This window comes from Thermoflexibacter ruber, from assembly GCF_900113045.1.
GTDB classification, from domain to species: Bacteria; Bacteroidota; Bacteroidia; order Cytophagales; family Thermoflexibacteraceae; genus Thermoflexibacter; species Thermoflexibacter ruber.
Genome location: NZ_FONY01000021.1, coordinates 37,971 through 55,806, shown reverse-complemented (window position 1 = coordinate 55,806; position 17,836 = coordinate 37,971). Strand labels below are relative to the sequence as shown.

The following is a 17,836-nucleotide window of genomic DNA, read 5'->3' as shown; positions in this document are numbered from 1 at the left end:
TTTCTCAAAATGCTTTTAAAAGTATTTTCTTTTTTCATAACTTTGAAAATTCGTAATAGATAGCAAAGATAATTGTTCATCTATTTACCATTTTCCTGAGATAATTTCTAAATAAGTGAAATATAAAAAATCCAACAATTTTTGTAACTTTGAAAAGTTTTACATAAACTTGCTTGTTGATTGTGAAAATGTTTTTTACAATTAGCAATGGATAAGCCCTCTTATTCATATTTCTTTGGAAATCTAAAAAATGATTATATCAACAACTATTAATTAAAACCAAACACAATGAGTAAAGTACGTGAAACAAGCCTTGAAAAATTCTACAGAGTAATTGTACCAAAATTGATTAGTATTGGTGCGGCTGTCGTTATCGTTGGAGCGTTGTTCAAAATCATGCACTGGTCCTTTGCAGGCGAGCTACTAACCGTAGGTCTGCTTACTGAGGCAGTCATCTTCCTTTTGACCGCAGGGCAACCCGTTCCTCCTCCAGAAATTCACTACGAGTGGGAAAGAGTCTATCCACAATTAGCCCCAGATGCACCTGAGGATACTTGGGGAAAACTTCCTGAAACAAGTGGCAATAAGTCTGCTACAGCTGCTTTGATTGGTCTTGACCAAATGCTTGCAGAAGCCAATTTAAGTACTGAGGCATTCAAAAGTTTTGGACAAGGTATCAAATCGCTAAATGAAACAGCTCTTAAAATGAGAGATATTACCGATGCCTCATCTGCTTCTAATGAATATACTAAAAACGTAAGAGAAGCGGCTGTTTCTATGGCAAACTTGAATAAGGCATACTCTACTACGATTACTGCGATGACAGAAATGTCAAATGCTTCTAAAGATGCAAAAGAGTATCACTCTCAAGTTCAGTTAATTACTAAGAACTTAGGTGCATTGAACGCAGTATATGAGATGGAATTGAAAGATGCGAATAGTCACTTGAAAGCAATGAATAAGTTTTATAGCAATCTTACTCTTGCTATGGAAAGCATGGCTGATGCAAGTAAAGAATCTCAAATATTCAAAGAGCAAATGTCTAAATTGACAACCAATTTGACATCTCTGAACAAAATATATGGCAATATGCTTACTGCAATGAGAGGTCAGTAATCTATATTTACTAATTCAACTAATTGTTTAATCTTTTAAACCAAAATAATATAGTTACATGGCTGGTCTTAAAGAAACGCCCAGACAGAGAATGATAGGTCTGATGTACTTGGTACTTACTGCCCTATTAGCGTTACAGGTAAGTAATGCCGTTCTCGAAAAATTTATCTTTATTGATGAAAGTTTGCAACACTCTGTCCATGTTTCCAGAGATGCTTCCTCCAAGGTGCTCGAAGCTATGAAAAAGAAAGTAGCTGATGAAGGCAATGACGCAAGAGATTTAGCATATTTGAAAAAGGCAGAAAGTGTGAAGGAAGAAACCTCCAAGATGATTGGGGAGATTGAAAAGCTGCGTGCAGATTTAATCGAGTTTACAGGAGGTAGAGACCCTAAAACAGGAGAATTAAAAAACGGTAAGGATTACGATATGGTAATGAACTATATGATAGGTCCTGAAGGTAGCAAATCTGGTAAGGCGTATCAACTTCAAGCAGATTTGAACAACTTTGCTAAAAAAATTGCAGAAATGGACACTGCTCTTGGTAAACAACTGCAAACAAGGATTGCGCTTGAGGCTTCTGAAATGGAACAGTACAAGAATAATCCAGACCATAAAGGTAAAGATTTTGCTCAAATCAACTTTGGTAATACGCCTCTGGTAGCAGCTTTGGCTATTATGAGTGAAATGGAAACTCAAGTTGCTCGTTATGAAGCTAAAGCGTTGGAGGTAATTTCTCAAAAAGTGGGTCAGGTAGTAGTAAAGTTTGATAGAATTGAAGCTAAAGTGAGTGCAGAGTCCAAAATAGTTGCTGCAGGTACAACTTACAAAGCCACTATGTACTTAGCTGCGTCCTCTTCCCAAATCACTCCTCGTATGAGTTCAAGTGTAGGTGCAGTCAAAGTAGAAAACGGTGTAGGTCATATAGAGTTTAAAGCAAGCGGCAATAACTACGATAAAGATGGCAATGAAAAGAAAACTTGGCAGGGTGCTATCACTATCAAAACTACTCGTGGCAACGATACTACCTTCAAAGTTGAACAAGAGTATATTGTTGCTAAACCTGTAATCCAAATTCAGTCAGCTACAGTAAAGTCTCTTTATCTGAACTGCGGTAATGAACTAAGCGTACAAGTACCAGCCTTAGGTGCTAATTATGATCCTTCATTCTCAGCTGTAAATGCTGAAGTTATCAAGGGTGCTAAGAAAGGGGATATTATCATCGTTCCTAATGCAGCAAAAGTTGATTTGCAGGTAAGCAGTGGAGGAACTTTGATAGGTACAGAGCATTTTCCTGTTCGCCTATTACCAAAACCAGATATAGAAATCTTTAGTGGGACAAGAGCACTTGACCTCAAAGTAGGAGGTCCTTGTCCAAGGTCTTTAACAGCTAAGGCATTGGCAGAGCAAAGTATTAGAGATGCGATTCCAAAAGACGCAAGATACAAAGTAACAGCTTGGGAAATTACCTTGGCAAGAGGTAGAAGACCGATAGGTACGCCAATGAAAGTTACAAGCGAAACAGTTGACATTACTCAATTTGCCAGCCAAGCACAGCCCGGTGACCGCTTGATTATTGAGATAAAGAACGTAAAGCGTATGAATTTTAGAGGACAAACAGAAGATGCAAAAATTGGAAGTCCAATCTTTACATATTCTATCAACTAATCTCTTACTCATTGTAAATACTCTTAAATAGCTACCTCTCATCGGGTAGCTATTTTTTTTATAGAATTTTTTAGCAAAAACTTTCATATATCTAAAAAAAGTACCTACCTTTGCACTCCAAATTTAAAATGAATTGGTTAATTATTTAACGTTCAATCAATGTCTGGTATCATAGGTAAAAAAATCGGAATGACGAGCATGATAAGTGCCGATGGACGAAATGTCGCATGCACAGTAGTTCAGGCTGGTCCTTGCGTAGTTACGCAAGTAAAAACTATGGACAAAGACGGCTACGAAGCAGTCCAACTTGGATTTGGTGAGAAGAAAGAAAAAAATACTTCCGCACCATTGTTGGGACACTTCAAGAAAGCGAACACTACTCCAAAGCGTAAATTAGCAGAATTCAAAGAGTTTGCTAAGCAAGTAAGTTTAGGAGATACGCTTACAGCCGTTGATATTTTTGTCGAGGGGGACTTTGTAGATGTGATAGGTACAAGCAAAGGTAAAGGGTTCCAAGGGGTAGTAAAACGCCACAATTTTAGTGGGGTAGGTGGGCAGACTCACGGTCAGCATAACCGCCAAAGACACCCAGGTTCTAACGGTGCTTGTTCTTTCCCTGCAAGGGTATTCAAAGGTCAGCGCATGGCTGGTCGTACAGGTAACGCAAGAATAAAAACTCAAAACCTGAAAATTCTGAAAATTATTCCAGAAGCGAACCTTTTGGTAATCAGTGGCTCAGTAGCAGGTGCGAAAAATTCTTACTTGCTCATCGAAAAATAATTTCTGAAAACCATTTCTACTATTAAAATCCTGAAAAAAAATGGAATTAGCAGTATTAAACACAAGTGGAAAAGAAACAGGTAGAGTAGTTACGTTGTCAGAGGCTATTTTTGGAATTGAGCCAAATGACCACGCAATTTATTTAGATGTAAAGCAGTATTTGGCTAATCAAAGACAAGGTACGCATAAATCTAAGCAACGTAACGAAGTTTCTGGTTCTACAAAAAAATTGAAAAAGCAAAAAGGAACAGGTGGAGCGCGTGCAGGTAGCATCAAAAACCCTCAGTTCAAGGGTGGTGGTCGTATATTCGGACCTGTACCAAGAGATTACAGTTTTAAGCTAAACAAAAAATTAAAACAATTAGCAAGACGTTCTGCTTTGAGCTATAAAGCAAAAGATGCTTCTATTACTGTTTTAGAAAATATTAGCTTTGACGCTCCTAAGACAAAAGAATACATTAAGTTGCTTTCTGCTCTGTCAGTAGCTGACAAAAAGACACTTTTAGTCGTACCAACGCATAGTCCTAATGTATATCTTTCTTCTCGTAATATTCAAAATGCAAAGGTAGTTACCGCAGATTCTTTGAATACTTACGACATACTTCATGCTCAAAACCTTATTTTATGTGAGGGTTCTGTGGAGAAGATTAATGAATTGTTAGCAAACTAAAATTACTAAAATCCAATGGAAATTTTAAAAAGACCTTTATTGACAGAAAAAGTCGCCGCAATGAATGAGAAAGGCGTATATGGATTTGTAGTTGATGTAAAGGCTAACAAAATCCAAATTAAGAAGGCAGTAGAGCAAATGTACGGGGTAAATGTGGACAGTGTGCGTACTATGGTAGTAGCAGGAAAGAGAAAAGTTCGCTTTACAAAGTCTGGTGTTGCTCAGGGACGCAAGCCAAAGTACAAAAAAGCTATTGTTCAGTTGGCAGCGGGAGAGATTATAGATTTCTATTCAGAAGCATAGTTTTTTAAATGAAATGTGATATTGATAAAAAGCCACATAGCAAAATGTGGCTTTTTTATTTCTGTGTACTAATCTTATCTAATAAGTGAGCTATTTGTTTAGTCAAATTCTTATTTGTAAATTCCTCTATATGACAAGTTTTGCCTTCAATAATTCCTGTTTTTTTATAAGATTCATAAAATGATAATAGCTGGGTCTTGATGCCCTGCTTATCAGCATAATTTACGGAAACTCCTGCTTGAGTTTTTTGCATTATTTTATCTACATCGCTACCCACTGCACCCAAGCACAAAATAGGTCTTTTTGCCGCTAAGTACTCAAAAAACTTTCCGGGAATACGTCCCATGACGTTTCCTGCGTCATTAAGTAATAAAAGTAAGGCTTGCGTATTGATGGTGTATTTAAGAGCCTCATTTCTTGGAACTTGTGGAATGTACTCAATTAATGTAGCGACTTTGTATTTTTCTGCGGTTTGTCTTACTTTGCTATCCACTTCCCCCACTAACCTAAGTCTGAATAGTTGCTTGAAGTCTGTAAGCTCTTCGCTGAGTTCTCGCATTGATACAAACAAGTTTTCAGGGTTTCGGTCTTCGCCGAGCAGTCCTGTATGGGTAAGGGTAAGTTTCCAGTCTGGAGCAAAATTGGCGTGCTTGAAGTCGTCCTCATCGTAGCCCCAAGGCACCACACTGACATTTTTTGCCCCAATACTTTCTAAGTCTTTTTTCCAAGTTTCGCTTACTATCGTAATAGCATCGGCGGTTTGAAAAGCCTCCTGCTCCATTTTTTGGTGTTTCTGCCAAGCAAGTTTGGAAACATTTAAGCGTTCGTACAAATCCATTTGCGTCCAAGGGTCTTGGAAGTCGCATAGCCAAGGAATCCCTGTTTTTTGCTTTACTAAGCAAGCAATGCGTGTATTGGAGTGAGGAGGACCGTCAGAAAAAATAGCATCTACAGGATTCTTTTTCAGGTAATTGACTAAAAATTTGACGGAAGGGCGAATCCAAAAAGCTCTTGCATCTGGAATAAAAAAATTACTGCGAATCCACACAGCTACCTTGTGTTTCCAACTTTCTTTATCTTCATTGGCGACTAAGGCATGGTTTACATTGGCTTCTGGAGGCTTTCCTGTAAATTTTTTATACAAAGAATATGGCTCAAAAATAGGCTGTTTCAGTACTGTAATATGTGGGGGAATATCTTTTAGGTTACTTTCATCTATGCTTGGATAGTGAGCATTTTTTGCGGTGTAAATAATTGGCTCCCAGCCAAATTGTCTTAGATATTTGGCAGTTTTCAAACATCTTAAAACCCCAATACCTCCACTTGGATACCAATAGTAGGTGATGATAAGTACCTTTTTCCTCTCCATGTACTTAGTTTGGTAATGGCTTATTTTCTACCTTATTTTTAGTACTTCTTATTAATATCCACAAGCCAATAAATACCATAGGAATACTTAGAATCTGCCCCATGTTAAGAGGTAAGCCATTTTCAAAGTCCACCTGATTTTCTTTCAAAAATTCGTAGAAAATTCTCAAACTAAATAAAATTACAACAAAAAGCCCAAAAAGTCTGCCTTCTGGAGTTTTTTCTTTGGTTCTGCTCCACATCCAAAGCAAGAATAAAAATAGGAAAACGCAAGAGATAGCCTCATAAAGCTGCGCAGGGTGGCGAGCAAAATCCTCGCCCAATTTGACAAAAACAAAACCCCAAGGAAGGTCGGTAGGCAAACCAACAATTTCAGAGTTAAATAAGTTGCCTAAGCGAATAAAGGCACCACCCAAAGCCACTACAATTACGATGCGGTCAAGCACCCATAAATAAGACTGGTCAGGGCGGGAGCGGCTATATAAATAAAGTCCAAATAAAATCCCAATAGTTGCACCGTGACTTGCCAGCCCTCCTTCCCAAACTTTTAAAATTTCAATAGGATTAGCTAAGTAAAAATCAGGCTGGTAAAATAAGCAATGCCCTAAACGCGCCCCCACTAAAGTAGAAACTATCATGTAAAGCGTCATCGCATCTATGTCTTTTTCAGGTTTACCTTCTGCTTTAAAAATTTTGAGCATAATGTACTGCCCTACTAAAAAGCCTGAAGCGAAAAGCAGACCATACCAACGAATGGTCAAAGTGCTTCCGATAAAAGGGATTTCAAAGGAAAAAATATCTGGGCTTGCGTCCCAAATAATTGCGGATAGTATATTCATAAGTAAAAAAATTCGAGAGTAGTAAAAGTATTTTAAATTTATGATATTGATAACTAATAGATTGCAAATTAGTAGTTAAAATTTAAACAGAGTAATTATTTTGTTTGCAATGCCAAATAAGATATTTTTGTAGTCAAAGGCATTACTAACAAGACTTGCAAATTTATTGTAATTTCAACTTTATATGCAATAGTGCCTATTTTATTTTGGTTAAATAAATTTAATATGAGGAAAGTTTTTATTCAAGTAGTCTTGGTAAGTGGAGCTTTGACGGCAGTAGCCTACTTTTTATTTCTTATTCTGTTGTATGTCATGGACTTAAATCCATTTGGGCAGTACAAAATGATATATCTGCCTATTTACGCACTTGGCATAGTAGGAGGCTTGAAATTTTACAGAGATTACCGCAATGGAGGTTACATAGGGGGGGGGATTGCTATATTTTTGGCTTTATTTATCAATATTTGTGCGGCTTTTTTGTATGCAGTTTTGGTTTACGTACTCTTGGCGTATGCTGACGGCAGTATTTTAGACTTGCACAAAAAAGAGCTAACAGAATTACTTTTAAAATATAAAGAGGTAGAAAACTTGGATATAAAACAGTACGAGGCTCAGTTCGAGTCTATCAAATCTATTTCAGCAAGTACTATTGCTATAGACGAGTGGATAAAAACCCTTTTTATAGGATTGATTATGGGTATGGTGATTGGGCTAATTCTGAAGAAAAGCCCACCACCAAAAGATATGACATAGTGTTTCTATTGATTTGGCTTTGGCTATCTATTTCTTGGGCGTTTAGGCAAAAGAGGATAACGAACTCCGAAAGTACCTCCTCCCCAATACATGAGATTGTTTTGCCAAATAGTAGTATTACTTACATAGGCGTTTAGGTGAATTGCCGCCTTGCCTTCTAAAAATACATAAAGCTCTCCTACGGGGTACTCTGCCCCTATGCCTATGTTGAAATAACCAAAAAGTGTAGTTTCATCTTTAAAATATTTCTGCTCACCGGGAATAATCAACTCTGGTGCTGGCACATTGTAGTCCAGTGTATTGATAGTTCCAGAGAATCCACCAATAGCATACACATTCAAAGCATCATCTATATATCTCCCACGCAAATATCGCAAATAATTAATTTCTAACTCCATAGCTTTTCCTCTCAAAGTAGCACCTCCGTACTGTAAGTCTATAGATTTGGTAGGGAAAAAATAGGTAAAACTCGCATTAAGGGCATTTTTTCTATCTCCAAAACCTCCATAACTACCCCGTAGTTTCAAGCCAAAGGTATGCGGGTAATCTTTGGGTGTTTGGAGCGGATAGTCTGCCCTTTTCCCAAAATAGCGTGAATTGGCTATACCACCACCTACACTAAAAAATTGGGCATACGATTGCTGAGCAAAAATCAACTGAATAGCAAAGAAGGAAAATATGGCAATAAGTAAGCAAGCAATTTTTTTCATAATCCGTTTTTTATACTATTGATTATTAAGCGTATATCTTTGATAGTAAGGTCAAGTATCAAAATTTTTATTATGTATGAAAACCATCTATGGCTTAGATAATTTTTAAAATTAGCCATTTTAGAACAAAATTTACACTATTTTGCTAAGAGTAGCAAAATTAATACCTTTTTATTAAAAATGAATCAACGGAATAGAATTTGACAACGTAATGATAAAAAATTAACTTCTATGGTTGCTTTTAAAAAAATAGGAAAAATACTCTTTTTAGTATGTATTATATCTTGCTTCTATGCCTGCGACAATACCCCTACCCCAGAGCCAATCCCTTATCGCTTTGTGAATAAAATTATAGACTTGAATAATTTAGCTTACCAAAGACTTAAGTTTGACGGTGGCTTTGTCTATGAGGAAGGCGGAGTAAGAGGCATTATTATTTATCGTAAAAATGCCAATGTGTACTATGCTTTTGAGCGGAACTGCCCGTATCGCCCTTATGATGCCTGCGCCCAAGTGAAAGTAGATATTTCTGGCTTTTTTATGTTAGACGAATGTTGTAAATCTTACTTTGATTTTGAAGGTAATCCTACAAGTGGTCCTGCCTTTAGCCCTATGCTAAGGTACAGAACTTCTTTAGCGGGTAGTATATTGACTATCACGAATTAATAAGATTTAACGCTTGTAATTCGGTGTTTTAGAGTACCATTGCTATTTTTGCAAAATGGAAAAAGTTGTTTATAGATTATTATTTGCTTTTCAACTACTTGCATGTTCTGTTTTACTTAGTGCTTGTAGCCTTTTTGGTGAGAGCCAAGATGATATTGGCATGAAGGCAGTGGCAAGAGTCCACAATGTTTATTTGTACCAAAAAGACCTCAAAAATATATTAGAAGGTTCTCCTAATAGAAAAGACAGCGCAGATGTAATACAAAGATACATAGATTCTTGGATTAAAAAGCAATTGTTGGTACATGCCGCCGAGAATAACATGGAAGCAGACATGGCAGAGATAGAGCGAAGGGTACAAGAGTACAAAGACCAGTTGCTTATTTATGCCTACCAAAAACAATACATAGAAAAAAACTTAGATACGCTTGTAACGCCAGCCCAAATAGAAGCCTACTATCATGCTAATCAACGCAATTTTGAATTAAAACAAAATATCGTCAAGGGATATTATCTGAAAATTCCTATTTCTGCACCAAAAATTAACGAGATGCGTTTGTGGCTGCGTTCTAATAGCAATGATGTGCAAGAAGAAATTAAGAACTATCCGTATGCAGAAGTGAAGTTGCTGAGCGACACAACTTGGATTGATTTCGAGGAGATGATAGCCAATACGCCTTTCTTTAATAATCCCAATCGCAATCAGTTGCTCAATCAAAATAAAATTTTAGAAATAGCAGATAATGATTTTGTATATTTAATCAAAATCATAGATTACAAAATAGCAGAGCAAATTTCCCCTCTGGATTTTGTCAAAGAACATATCAAAGATATTATTCTGAACAAGCGAAAGATAGAGTTGCAAAATCAGCATGAAAGCGAAATCCTCCACAAGGCAGAGAAAGAAAAAAGGGTGGAGATTTTTAAGTAAAAATATTGATTCACAATTATTTAAACATATATTGTTCATTATGAAAAAATTTGTAGCGTACAGCATTACTTTATTTATGATGCTGTTTGTTAAGCAACTAACAGCTCAAAATGTTGTCATCGATAAAATTGTGGGCAGAGTAAACAACGAAATTATTTTAAAATCAGACTTAGAAAAGATGTATCAGCAGGTCTTGGAGCAGGAGAAAAACCTACCTCCCAATATATATTGCTACCTGCTGCAACAACTCATCGTGAATAAGGTTTTAGTAGCAAAGGCAGAAATAGACTCGGTAGAGGTAGATAATGGTAGGGTAGAACTTGAGTTAGACCGTCGTATGGATTACTTCATTGGGCAGTTTGGAGATAAAGAAAAATTGGAAAAAACGCTGGGAAAAACAACCTCTATGCTCAAAGAAGAACTGCGCGACCAAATCAAAGAACAACTGACGGTACAAACTATGCGGAAAAAAATTACTGATGAAGCTAAAATTACACCTCGCCAAGTAAAAAAGTTTTTTGCTGAGATTCCCAAAGATAGTTTACCTTTCCTACCTGCCGAGGTGGAAGTAGGGCAAATAGTACGTTTCCCTAAGGTAAGCAAATCAGAAAAAGACAAAGCCAAAGCCCAGCTATTAGATTTTAAAAAGCAGATTCTTAATGGAGTAGATTTTGAGGAGTTAGCCTCTAAATATTCAGAAGATTTGGGTTCAGCTGGGCGTGGTGGAGACTTAGGCTGGCATGGAAGAGGTGAGTTAGTCCCTCCTTTTGAGGCGGCTGTATTTTCCTTAGAACCCATGCAAATTTCCGAGCCTGTCGAGTCAGAGTTTGGTATTCACTTGATACAACTCCTTGAAAGGCAAGGGAATAGACACCGCTCTCGTCATATACTCATTCGTCCTAAACCTACTCCCCAGGATATTCAAGATGCAAGAAATTTCTTAGATAGTATCCGCACTTTGATTAAAAAAGACAGTATTAAGTTTGTAGATGCAGTACACCAATTTTCTGATGACAAGGCTACCAAAGCTAAAGAAGGAATGATTCACAATCCAGAAAATGGGGAAACAAAGATTCCAGTGGACAATACTGAATTGTTAGGTTTTGGGGTATATATGACTTTGGAAAAAATGAAAGTTGGAGAAATCTCCGAAGTAATTGAGTTCAGGACAAATGATGAGAAGCAAGCCCTACGCATTTTGTATTATAAAACGCGTATTCCACCACATTACATGAACCTCAAAGATGACTGGCAAAAAATCACACAGTTAGCTCAAGAAGACCAAAAGGCAGAACTGCTGATGAAGTGGTTTGAAAAAGCTAAAAAAGAGGTTTTTATAGACATAGATGAGGAGTTTGACTACTGTAATTTACTGAAAAACTTATAGATTGTTGATTGTAGCCTGACTTTCCAAGTCAGTCATTACCTGATTTGGAAAATCAGGCTTCCAGATGGAAACAAATATTGGCTCAATCTTAATAAAGTGAAAAAGTTAGTATTGATTTTTGTTTTATGTTTTTACTCTTTGTTATCACAAGCCCAAATGGATACTTTCGCTTGGATGGCTAAGGGTTTAACTTTTAGCTTACCTACTGACTGTGAAATAGTTGCTGATGATACTTCTCGTTTTGAGATACGGAAAACGGGCTTTTCTATGACCGTGTTCTCTTTCAAAAATGCAAATTTAAACCTCGATAACCAAGCAGAGGTAACGCAAGAGGCAGCGAAGCAAGTAGCTTATGATAAGATAGAGCATATAGAATTTTTTTATAGCTCAAATTTTAAATGTTGTGCAGTCATAGGCACAAAAAAAGAAGTTAAGGTAATGATAATGAGCCTACTAAATCAAAAAGGTCATCAACATTTTGCTGCCGTTCTCATCTATAGCGCCACTAACACCTATGAGGTCAGCCAAATTATTAAAAGTTTTTGGAGGCGAGATTAATTTTGGTTGCAAAATTGCTTAACATATTTAAACTTATTTTAACAACTCGCTTTTGTACCTTTCTCATATCATTTTTTTTACTAAACCAAAACTCATTATGAAACAAAAATTCTTATTGCTTGCTTTTTTATCTTTTTGGGCTGTCCAAGCAAATGCTCAACCCGACCCTTGGGAATGGGATAGTTACAATATGAAGTTTGCTTTGCCCAAAGGCTGTAAAGTTACCAAAAGTACAGGAGATGCCTTTGAAGCCTCTAAGACAGGCTTTTCTGTAGGAATTTATCCTTTCAAAGATGCAAGTGTTACTCACGACAATTTGGCTGATGCGACCTTGAAACTTGCTAAAGAACTCAAGTACTCCTCTATAGAAGATGGTGGAGAGGTGGATTTGAATGGCTATGAAGGCTATTATGTAGAGGGAACAAAAAGCGGAGTGAAAGCCATTATTTTGAGTTTATTAGACGCTGATAGCGATGACAACTTTTTTGTAGTGATTGCCTATGCTCCTGATATGGAGGACTATGCACTTGTCGTGTTAAAGAGTTTTCAAAAAATGTAAATCTGCAAGAGATACAGCAAGTATAGTTATTCAGATAATAATTTTTGAAGGCAATATTTTGTTATTATTCTAAGATAAAACATGATATTTTTTATAATGCTTTTATAAAAAGTAGCATGTTTTTTTATTTTCATACATCAAACTAAGGATTGGTTTTAATTTTGCATAATTTTATTTAAGCATACACATCATAAATTTTATTATTTACTTTTTTCTGTCTGATGAATCACTCATTTCTTAAAATAATATATTCTCTGGGTAGTGTTTTTTTACTTGCCTTTTTATCTTCTTGTGGTTTTTACAACCATGTATTGCTATTCAAAGAAGGTGAAAACTTTTCTAATGATGCCTTTTTGAAAGCGGCAGCAATGGCAGCACAAGCAGAGAAAAACTACAAAGTACAAAAATTTGACTTTTTAGCCATAGAAGTATTCACTAATAAAGGGGAGTTACTTGTCGACCCTAATTTTGAGTTGCAATTAGGACGGAAAGACGCTGCTACAGCACAGTCATTTGCAGGTTTTGGCGGGGGAATAGGGGTAGCGAATCCCTTACAACAACAAGGAGTAGCTAACTTCAGTGCTGCAAGAAGATACATGATACAAGATGACGGAAATGCTTACCTCCCTATTTTAGGGGCAGTCAAATTGGAGGGACTGAAGCTATATCAAATAGATAGCTTGTTGTCCAAAGAATATGAGAAAAATTACAAAGAAACTTATGTAGTAACACGCTTGCTTAACAGACGAGCAACAGTAATTGGGGCATTAGGTAATAGAATTATCTCTTTGGATAATGAGAACCTAAACGTTATAGAAGTCATTGCCTCAGTGGGTAATTTTGACCAAAGAGTACGCGGGGATAAAATTCGTATCATTAGAAACCCTCTTAATAACCCTGTGATGCAAGTCATAGATTTGACTACCTTTGAGGGAATGAGAGCGGCAAATCTAAAAGTAGAACCTAACGATATTATTTACATAGAACCCCGCAGACGTGTAGGCAGGGAAGAAACAATTAATGATACAGTACGCATACTTAGCCCTATCTCGGCTATTATGGGGACTATCTCCACTGTCATTCTTAGCATTATAGCATTACAAAGTCTTAATAAATAGCCATGGGAGTAAATGGTAATGGACAATACCTTGCCACTAAGCAAGTAGTAGTAGAAGATGAAGAAAATGATTTTTTGGCAGACTTTGACTTGGAGAAATTTCTCTGGGTAGTCCGCCGAAGCATCATTTGGGTAGTATTGATTTTTGCTGTTTGTATTTTTGCTGTTTTTATTGCACTTCGGTATGTAAAAAAAATCTATCAGTCTGATGCCATTATTCAGTTAGAAGCCAAAGGTACAGCCCCTACGCTTGGTTTAGGGATTTTCAAAGACGAATCGAGCATTAATGATTACTTGGTCGGGGAAACAGAGTTCATTATGTCCAACAAAATTAAAGATGAAGTAATCAATATGTTGGACTTGTACATAAGTTATTGGATACAAGGTAGATTCATAGACGATGAGAAGTTCAATAGTTCTCCATTTAAAGTAGTCAATTATGAAGTTACCAATTATGATTTTTTTGACAATAAAAAAATTTATTTACAAATGCTTGATTCCGCTCATTTTGCACTAAGCTATGAGCTTGATGATGCTATCATAAGTAAAACCTATCGATTTGGGGAAAAAATCAAAGATGAAAATTTTAACTGTACAATACACTTAATCAATTTAGACATACAAAATAAGTACTTTTTCATTTTCCAAAGTCATGGCTACTTGCAATCTTATATTGGGCAGAATCTCTCTGTTTTCCCGATGAATGTAAAGGCTCGTACCATAGGCATTGTGTTCAAAGATGCAAATAAGTACAAAGCCACCGCCATAGTCAATGCCATTAACGAAGTATATTTGAAAAAAAGTATTGATAATAAAAATTTGACGAATAAGCAACAAATACAATACCTTGAGGAACAGTTAGATACACTTACCTTGCGTTTAGAAGAGTATGATGCCAAAATAGATGCTTATAAGAGAGGAAAAGGAGAAGCAAACAATCCCCTCAATCTTGAACCTACCTTAGCTGAAATATTGAACGGAATCAAGACGTTACATTCAGAAAAAATGAAACTGAATGATGAGATAAAAAAATACAAAGATGTAGTTAATTTTCTTTCCTCTGATTCCAGCTACCAACTCATCAATACGGTAGCCATGGGCATTACTGATGGACGTATTAATCAGAAAATTAATCAGTTGGAAGAAGCACAAAAAGAGTTAAAGCGTATTAGTGAGTCTTATAGAGAGCCAAGTTTTGCTCTCCAACAAAAGCAAAAAAAATTAGAAGAAATCAGAGAAGAATTATTAGAGTTGATTAGCTTTAACAAGTTTCGCTTGTATGATAAAGTATATCAAATAGATGTAGAGATTAGAAAGTTAGAAAATAAGATTCCTAATGGCGCTTCGGACATGGACTTAGAGCTTCGCCGCCTAAATCGCTACTATGCTTCTTATGAAAATAATTACAATATTTTATTAAGTCGTATTGTGGAGTTGGGTATTGCAGAGGCAGGTACAGTTGCAAGTTTTCAAGTACTTTCTAAGGCTTCTATTCCTCAAGTGCCAATTTATCCAGTGCGAAATACCTTTTACTTGTATGGATTTATTGCCGCTTTGGGTTTGAGTGTAGCCGTAATAATAGTAAGATATTTACTACTCAATAAGATAACAAACCTCAAAGAAGTAGAAAAATTTACTAAAGCACCTATACTGGGTATGGTGCCGTACTACAGTAAATTCAAAATGGAAAACTCTCAGTTAGTCGTGAATATCAATCCCAAGTCTTCCATGAGCGAAGCTATGCGTTCTATTCGTACCAACTTGGATTTTATGACCCAAAAACAGCATAAAAGAATCATCTCTGTTACTTCTACGATTAGTGGGGAAGGCAAAACTTTTGTAGCGGTCAATTTGGCGGGTATTATTGCACTTTCGCAAACTAAGGTTATTATCTTGGACTTAGATTTGAGAAAACCCAAAATTCACTTAGCCTTTGGAGCGGAAAACTTTAACGGGATAAGCAATATCTTGATTGGGAAAGCGACCATAGAAGAATGTATCAAAAAGTCAGAAATTGAGAACTTGCATTACATCACTGCGGGTCCGCATCCTCCTAATCCTTCCGAATTGATTATGTCAAACGAGTTCAAAGACCTTATCAAAGAGTTACACCAGACGTATGACCTGATTATTTGCGATACTCCTCCAGTGGGTATAGTAACTGATGGATTGTTAGTAATGAAAATGGCAGATGTACCTATCTACGTACTTCGTTCTGCCTACTCTAAGAAAATATTTATCAGCAACTTAAATAAATTGATTTCAGCAAATAATTTTAGTAAGCTATCAGTAGTACTCAACGGGGTAGGCAAAGCAGGTACGTATGGCTATGGTTACGGTTACGGCTACGGTTATGGCTATGGCTACGGCTATGGGGGGTATGGCAGTGGTTATGGTTACTATGATGATACGCCCGCACCTACTCTTCTGGGCAAAATTAAAAATATATTTTCCAAGCAAAAAGCAGAAAAAGACGCTTGATACTTTTAAACGATTTTACCTATGCTTTCATTATTTAAAAAGAAAAAAACAATTCAAGTGTACTCCTCTACTATCCAAGTAGATATGCACTCGCATCTGCTACCCGGCATAGATGATGGGGCTAAAGACTTTGAGCATTCTATCCAACTCATTCAATCTTTTGTGGCGATGGGTTACAAAAAACTTATCACTACTCCACACATTATGAGTGATTTTTACACCAATACTCCTGAAATCATTTTGGATAAATTGGATAAATTGAACGATATTATCAAAAATTTACATATAGCTATAGAAATAGAAGCTGCCGCAGAGTATTACTTAGATGAGGGATTTATTACGAAATTGGAGAGAAAAGAACCTCTTTTAGCTTTTGGAAAGCATAAGTACCTTTTATTTGAAACTTCTTACATGAATGCCTCCCCTCATTTTGATTATGCTGTTTTTTTGATGCAATCGCAAGGTTACAAACCTGTATTGGCGCATCCTGAACGCTACGTATATCTATTTGATAGCCTTGAAAAACCTAAACAATGGTATGACAAAGGAGTGCTGATGCAACTCAATATCAACTCTTTAAGTGGCTATTATTCTACTTCTGCCAAACTTTTAGCAGAAAAACTCATAGACAACAAAATGGTGAACTTTTTAGGGAGCGATTGCCATGGAGAGAGGCATATTCAGGCAATGAAAAATACTGTTTCTCTCCCATACTATCAAAAGGCACTCAAATTAGATTTGCTAAATGGTACACTTATCTAATGAGAAAAACCACATCTCATCGAACTCTTTTTATTTAAGAAATCAATAGCCTGAACACACTTTTTCACTTTCGTTCATGATTCTATTAATTTTATACACCATTTCCCAAGAGTTGTATTTTGAGCTAACAGGATTCAAAGAAATCACAGTACGGTTACATTCTACAATGCGAATAAGCATGGGATTTGCTCCTTGCCAAAGTCCTTTGTGATAAATAATTTTTTCGCCATTATCACTTTGGGCTATACGCCAGCCATAGCCATAGTCAAATTTCGTTTCATCAAGCGTAACTCCTTGACTAAAAGCCTCATCTAAGGTTTTTCTTTTAATGAGTTTTTCTGTGTAGAGGGCTTGGTCCCAGCGCAACATATCATCTACCGTAGAGAATACGCCCTTGTCCCCCCAAACTCCATCTTTGGGTTCTTCTTCCCTTAACATTTTGATTTTCTTACTTTTATCATAGATAAAAGTACTTGTCATTCCCAAAGGCATAAAAATATGCTGCGACATGAAGGTTTTAAAAGGTATTCCCGAAGCCCTTTCTACAATGAGGGCAAGTAAGGCGTAGCCTGTGTTGCTGTATCTATGTTGCTTACCGGGAGTGAAATCAAGTCGGAGTTTGTTAGCATGTTTCTCTAAAATGTCTAATAAGCCCTCGTTAGTAAGCTCACTTTTTTTCCCAATGTACTTAGCAAACAGCCAAGGGCGATTGAGATAATCAGGCAAGCCGGAGGTATGATTGAGCAAATGCTTGACGGTGATGCCTTTATATTTTAGATTAGGAAAATACTTAGTAATGTCGTCGTGGTAATTCACTAAGCCTTTCTCTGCCAAAATTAAGATTGCCATAGCTGTAAAAGGTTTAGATACAGAAGCTAACTGCATGGCGGTATTAACAGTAAAGACTTGGGTAGTATCATACCAAGAGCGACCGTATGCTTTTTTGAAAATGACATTTCCATTTTCGGCTACTAACAATACCCCGTTGTAGTTCCCTGCCTTGTGCATACTGTCTATCAGCAAATGAATCATAGAAGTTTGGAAATCTTTTTTGCACTGCTCATAAAGGCTTCTATCAAAACTTTTTTTGGGTACAGAAGTAGCTTTTCTCTCTCCAATAATTAAAGTAAGAAATAATGCAATACCAATTACTAAGTACTTCATAGGCAA

Annotated in this window: 18 protein-coding genes; 14 read left to right on the top strand and 4 right to left on the bottom strand. The window is 36.5% G+C overall.

Annotation, left to right across the window (positions count from 1 at the left end):
- Positions 1-288 precede the first annotated feature (288 nt).
- The 5 genes from porL (at position 289) to rplW (ending at position 4,535) form a co-directional block, all read left to right on the top strand.
- On the top strand, positions 289-1,116 hold the full coding sequence (porL, locus tag BM141_RS12500) for a type IX secretion system motor protein PorL/GldL (RefSeq protein ID WP_091545859.1): 828 nt from the start codon (positions 289-291) through the stop codon (positions 1,114-1,116).
- Positions 1,117-1,174: 58 nt separating this feature from the next.
- The gene (gene porM, locus BM141_RS12495; RefSeq protein ID WP_091545856.1) at positions 1,175-2,782 is read left to right on the top strand and encodes a type IX secretion system motor protein PorM/GldM; all 1,608 of its coding nucleotides are present in this window, start codon (positions 1,175-1,177) and stop codon (positions 2,780-2,782) included.
- 159 nt (positions 2,783-2,941) lie between these two features.
- Entirely contained in the window at positions 2,942-3,562 is a 621-nt protein-coding gene (gene rplC, locus BM141_RS12490; protein ID WP_091545852.1) for a 50S ribosomal protein L3, read from the top strand.
- Positions 3,563-3,602: 40 nt separating this feature from the next.
- Positions 3,603-4,232 carry a 50S ribosomal protein L4 gene (rplD, locus tag BM141_RS12485; RefSeq protein WP_091545850.1) on the top strand — a complete coding sequence of 210 codons (630 nt, stop codon included), beginning with the start codon at positions 3,603-3,605 and terminating at the stop codon, positions 4,230-4,232.
- 15 nt (positions 4,233-4,247) lie between these two features.
- Positions 4,248-4,535, top strand: coding sequence for a 50S ribosomal protein L23 (gene rplW, locus BM141_RS12480; protein ID WP_091545847.1), 288 nt, complete (start codon positions 4,248-4,250; stop codon positions 4,533-4,535).
- Between the two features lie 55 nt (positions 4,536-4,590).
- On the opposite strand, the gene BM141_RS12475 is transcribed toward rplW, so the two are convergent.
- Entirely contained in the window at positions 4,591-5,904 is a 1,314-nt protein-coding gene (locus tag BM141_RS12475; RefSeq protein ID WP_091545844.1) for a glycosyltransferase, read from the bottom strand.
- Positions 5,905-5,908: 4 nt separating this feature from the next.
- The gene (lgt, locus tag BM141_RS12470; RefSeq protein ID WP_177217368.1) at positions 5,909-6,742 is read right to left on the bottom strand and encodes a prolipoprotein diacylglyceryl transferase; all 834 of its coding nucleotides are present in this window, start codon (positions 6,740-6,742) and stop codon (positions 5,909-5,911) included.
- Between the two features lie 225 nt (positions 6,743-6,967).
- Here lgt and BM141_RS12465 point away from each other — a divergent pair, with 225 nt between their 5' ends.
- Positions 6,968-7,495 carry a DUF4199 domain-containing protein gene (locus BM141_RS12465; RefSeq protein ID WP_091545842.1) on the top strand — a complete coding sequence of 176 codons (528 nt, stop codon included), beginning with the start codon at positions 6,968-6,970 and terminating at the stop codon, positions 7,493-7,495.
- A 23-nt stretch (positions 7,496-7,518) separates the two neighbouring features.
- Here the strand turns inward: BM141_RS12465 and BM141_RS12460 are convergent, their stop codons facing one another.
- Positions 7,519-8,205, bottom strand: a complete 687-nt coding sequence (locus BM141_RS12460; RefSeq protein WP_091545839.1) for a hypothetical protein — start codon at positions 8,203-8,205, stop codon at positions 7,519-7,521.
- Between the two features lie 231 nt (positions 8,206-8,436).
- Between BM141_RS12460 and BM141_RS12455 the strand changes: the two genes are divergently transcribed.
- The 8 genes from BM141_RS12455 to BM141_RS12420 all read left to right on the top strand — a co-directional run bounded on the left by BM141_RS12455 (position 8,437) and on the right by BM141_RS12420 (position 16,666).
- On the top strand, positions 8,437-8,871 hold the full coding sequence (locus BM141_RS12455; RefSeq protein ID WP_091545837.1) for a hypothetical protein: 435 nt from the start codon (positions 8,437-8,439) through the stop codon (positions 8,869-8,871).
- A 55-nt stretch (positions 8,872-8,926) separates the two neighbouring features.
- Entirely contained in the window at positions 8,927-9,802 is an 876-nt protein-coding gene (locus tag BM141_RS12450; RefSeq protein WP_091545832.1) for a hypothetical protein, read from the top strand.
- A gap of 40 nt (positions 9,803-9,842) precedes the next feature.
- Positions 9,843-11,189 carry a peptidylprolyl isomerase gene (locus tag BM141_RS12445; protein ID WP_245764054.1) on the top strand — a complete coding sequence of 449 codons (1,347 nt, stop codon included), beginning with the start codon at positions 9,843-9,845 and terminating at the stop codon, positions 11,187-11,189.
- Positions 11,190-11,285: 96 nt separating this feature from the next.
- Positions 11,286-11,747, top strand: coding sequence for a hypothetical protein (locus BM141_RS12440; RefSeq protein WP_143090915.1), 462 nt, complete (start codon positions 11,286-11,288; stop codon positions 11,745-11,747).
- Between the two features lie 97 nt (positions 11,748-11,844).
- The gene (locus BM141_RS12435) at positions 11,845-12,306 is read left to right on the top strand and encodes an amidohydrolase family protein (protein WP_143090914.1); all 462 of its coding nucleotides are present in this window, start codon (positions 11,845-11,847) and stop codon (positions 12,304-12,306) included.
- Between the two features lie 221 nt (positions 12,307-12,527).
- Complete coding sequence (locus tag BM141_RS12430; protein ID WP_091545821.1) at positions 12,528-13,424, top strand: polysaccharide biosynthesis/export family protein; 897 nt, start codon at positions 12,528-12,530, stop codon at positions 13,422-13,424.
- Between the two features lie 2 nt (positions 13,425-13,426).
- The gene (locus BM141_RS12425) at positions 13,427-15,904 is read left to right on the top strand and encodes a polysaccharide biosynthesis tyrosine autokinase (protein ID WP_091545819.1); all 2,478 of its coding nucleotides are present in this window, start codon (positions 13,427-13,429) and stop codon (positions 15,902-15,904) included.
- Between the two features lie 21 nt (positions 15,905-15,925).
- Positions 15,926-16,666: a tyrosine-protein phosphatase gene (locus BM141_RS12420; protein WP_091545817.1), complete on the top strand. Its 741-nt coding sequence runs from the start codon at positions 15,926-15,928 to the stop codon at positions 16,664-16,666.
- A 42-nt stretch (positions 16,667-16,708) separates the two neighbouring features.
- Here BM141_RS12420 and BM141_RS12415 read toward each other — a convergent pair whose 3' ends face one another.
- Complete coding sequence (locus BM141_RS12415; protein ID WP_091545814.1) at positions 16,709-17,830, bottom strand: serine hydrolase domain-containing protein; 1,122 nt, start codon at positions 17,828-17,830, stop codon at positions 16,709-16,711.
- Between the last annotated feature and the right edge of the window lie 6 nt (positions 17,831-17,836).

What these genes read in the sequence shown, in the direction of transcription:
- BM141_RS12445 (WP_245764054.1), top strand. Translation starts at nt 9,843, where the DNA reads ATGAAAAAATTTGTAGCGTACAGCATTACTTTATTTATGATGCTGTTT.
- BM141_RS12430 (WP_091545821.1), top strand. Translation starts at nt 12,528, where the DNA reads ATGAATCACTCATTTCTTAAAATAATATATTCTCTGGGTAGTGTTTTT.
- rplC (WP_091545852.1), top strand. Translation starts at nt 2,942, where the DNA reads ATGTCTGGTATCATAGGTAAAAAAATCGGAATGACGAGCATGATAAGT.
- BM141_RS12415 (WP_091545814.1), bottom strand. Translation starts at nt 17,830, where the DNA reads ATGAAGTACTTAGTAATTGGTATTGCATTATTTCTTACTTTAATTATT.
- BM141_RS12465 (WP_091545842.1), top strand. Translation starts at nt 6,968, where the DNA reads ATGAGGAAAGTTTTTATTCAAGTAGTCTTGGTAAGTGGAGCTTTGACG.
- porM (WP_091545856.1), top strand. Translation starts at nt 1,175, where the DNA reads ATGGCTGGTCTTAAAGAAACGCCCAGACAGAGAATGATAGGTCTGATG.
- BM141_RS12435 (WP_143090914.1), top strand. Translation starts at nt 11,845, where the DNA reads ATGAAACAAAAATTCTTATTGCTTGCTTTTTTATCTTTTTGGGCTGTC.
- BM141_RS12450 (WP_091545832.1), top strand. Translation starts at nt 8,927, where the DNA reads ATGGAAAAAGTTGTTTATAGATTATTATTTGCTTTTCAACTACTTGCA.
- BM141_RS12455 (WP_091545837.1), top strand. Translation starts at nt 8,437, where the DNA reads ATGGTTGCTTTTAAAAAAATAGGAAAAATACTCTTTTTAGTATGTATT.
- rplD (WP_091545850.1), top strand. Translation starts at nt 3,603, where the DNA reads ATGGAATTAGCAGTATTAAACACAAGTGGAAAAGAAACAGGTAGAGTA.
- rplW (WP_091545847.1), top strand. Translation starts at nt 4,248, where the DNA reads ATGGAAATTTTAAAAAGACCTTTATTGACAGAAAAAGTCGCCGCAATG.
- BM141_RS12420 (WP_091545817.1), top strand. Translation starts at nt 15,926, where the DNA reads ATGCTTTCATTATTTAAAAAGAAAAAAACAATTCAAGTGTACTCCTCT.
- BM141_RS12460 (WP_091545839.1), bottom strand. Translation starts at nt 8,205, where the DNA reads ATGAAAAAAATTGCTTGCTTACTTATTGCCATATTTTCCTTCTTTGCT.
- lgt (WP_177217368.1), bottom strand. Translation starts at nt 6,742, where the DNA reads ATGAATATACTATCCGCAATTATTTGGGACGCAAGCCCAGATATTTTT.
- BM141_RS12425 (WP_091545819.1), top strand. Translation starts at nt 13,427, where the DNA reads ATGGGAGTAAATGGTAATGGACAATACCTTGCCACTAAGCAAGTAGTA.
- porL (WP_091545859.1), top strand. Translation starts at nt 289, where the DNA reads ATGAGTAAAGTACGTGAAACAAGCCTTGAAAAATTCTACAGAGTAATT.
- BM141_RS12475 (WP_091545844.1), bottom strand. Translation starts at nt 5,904, where the DNA reads ATGGAGAGGAAAAAGGTACTTATCATCACCTACTATTGGTATCCAAGT.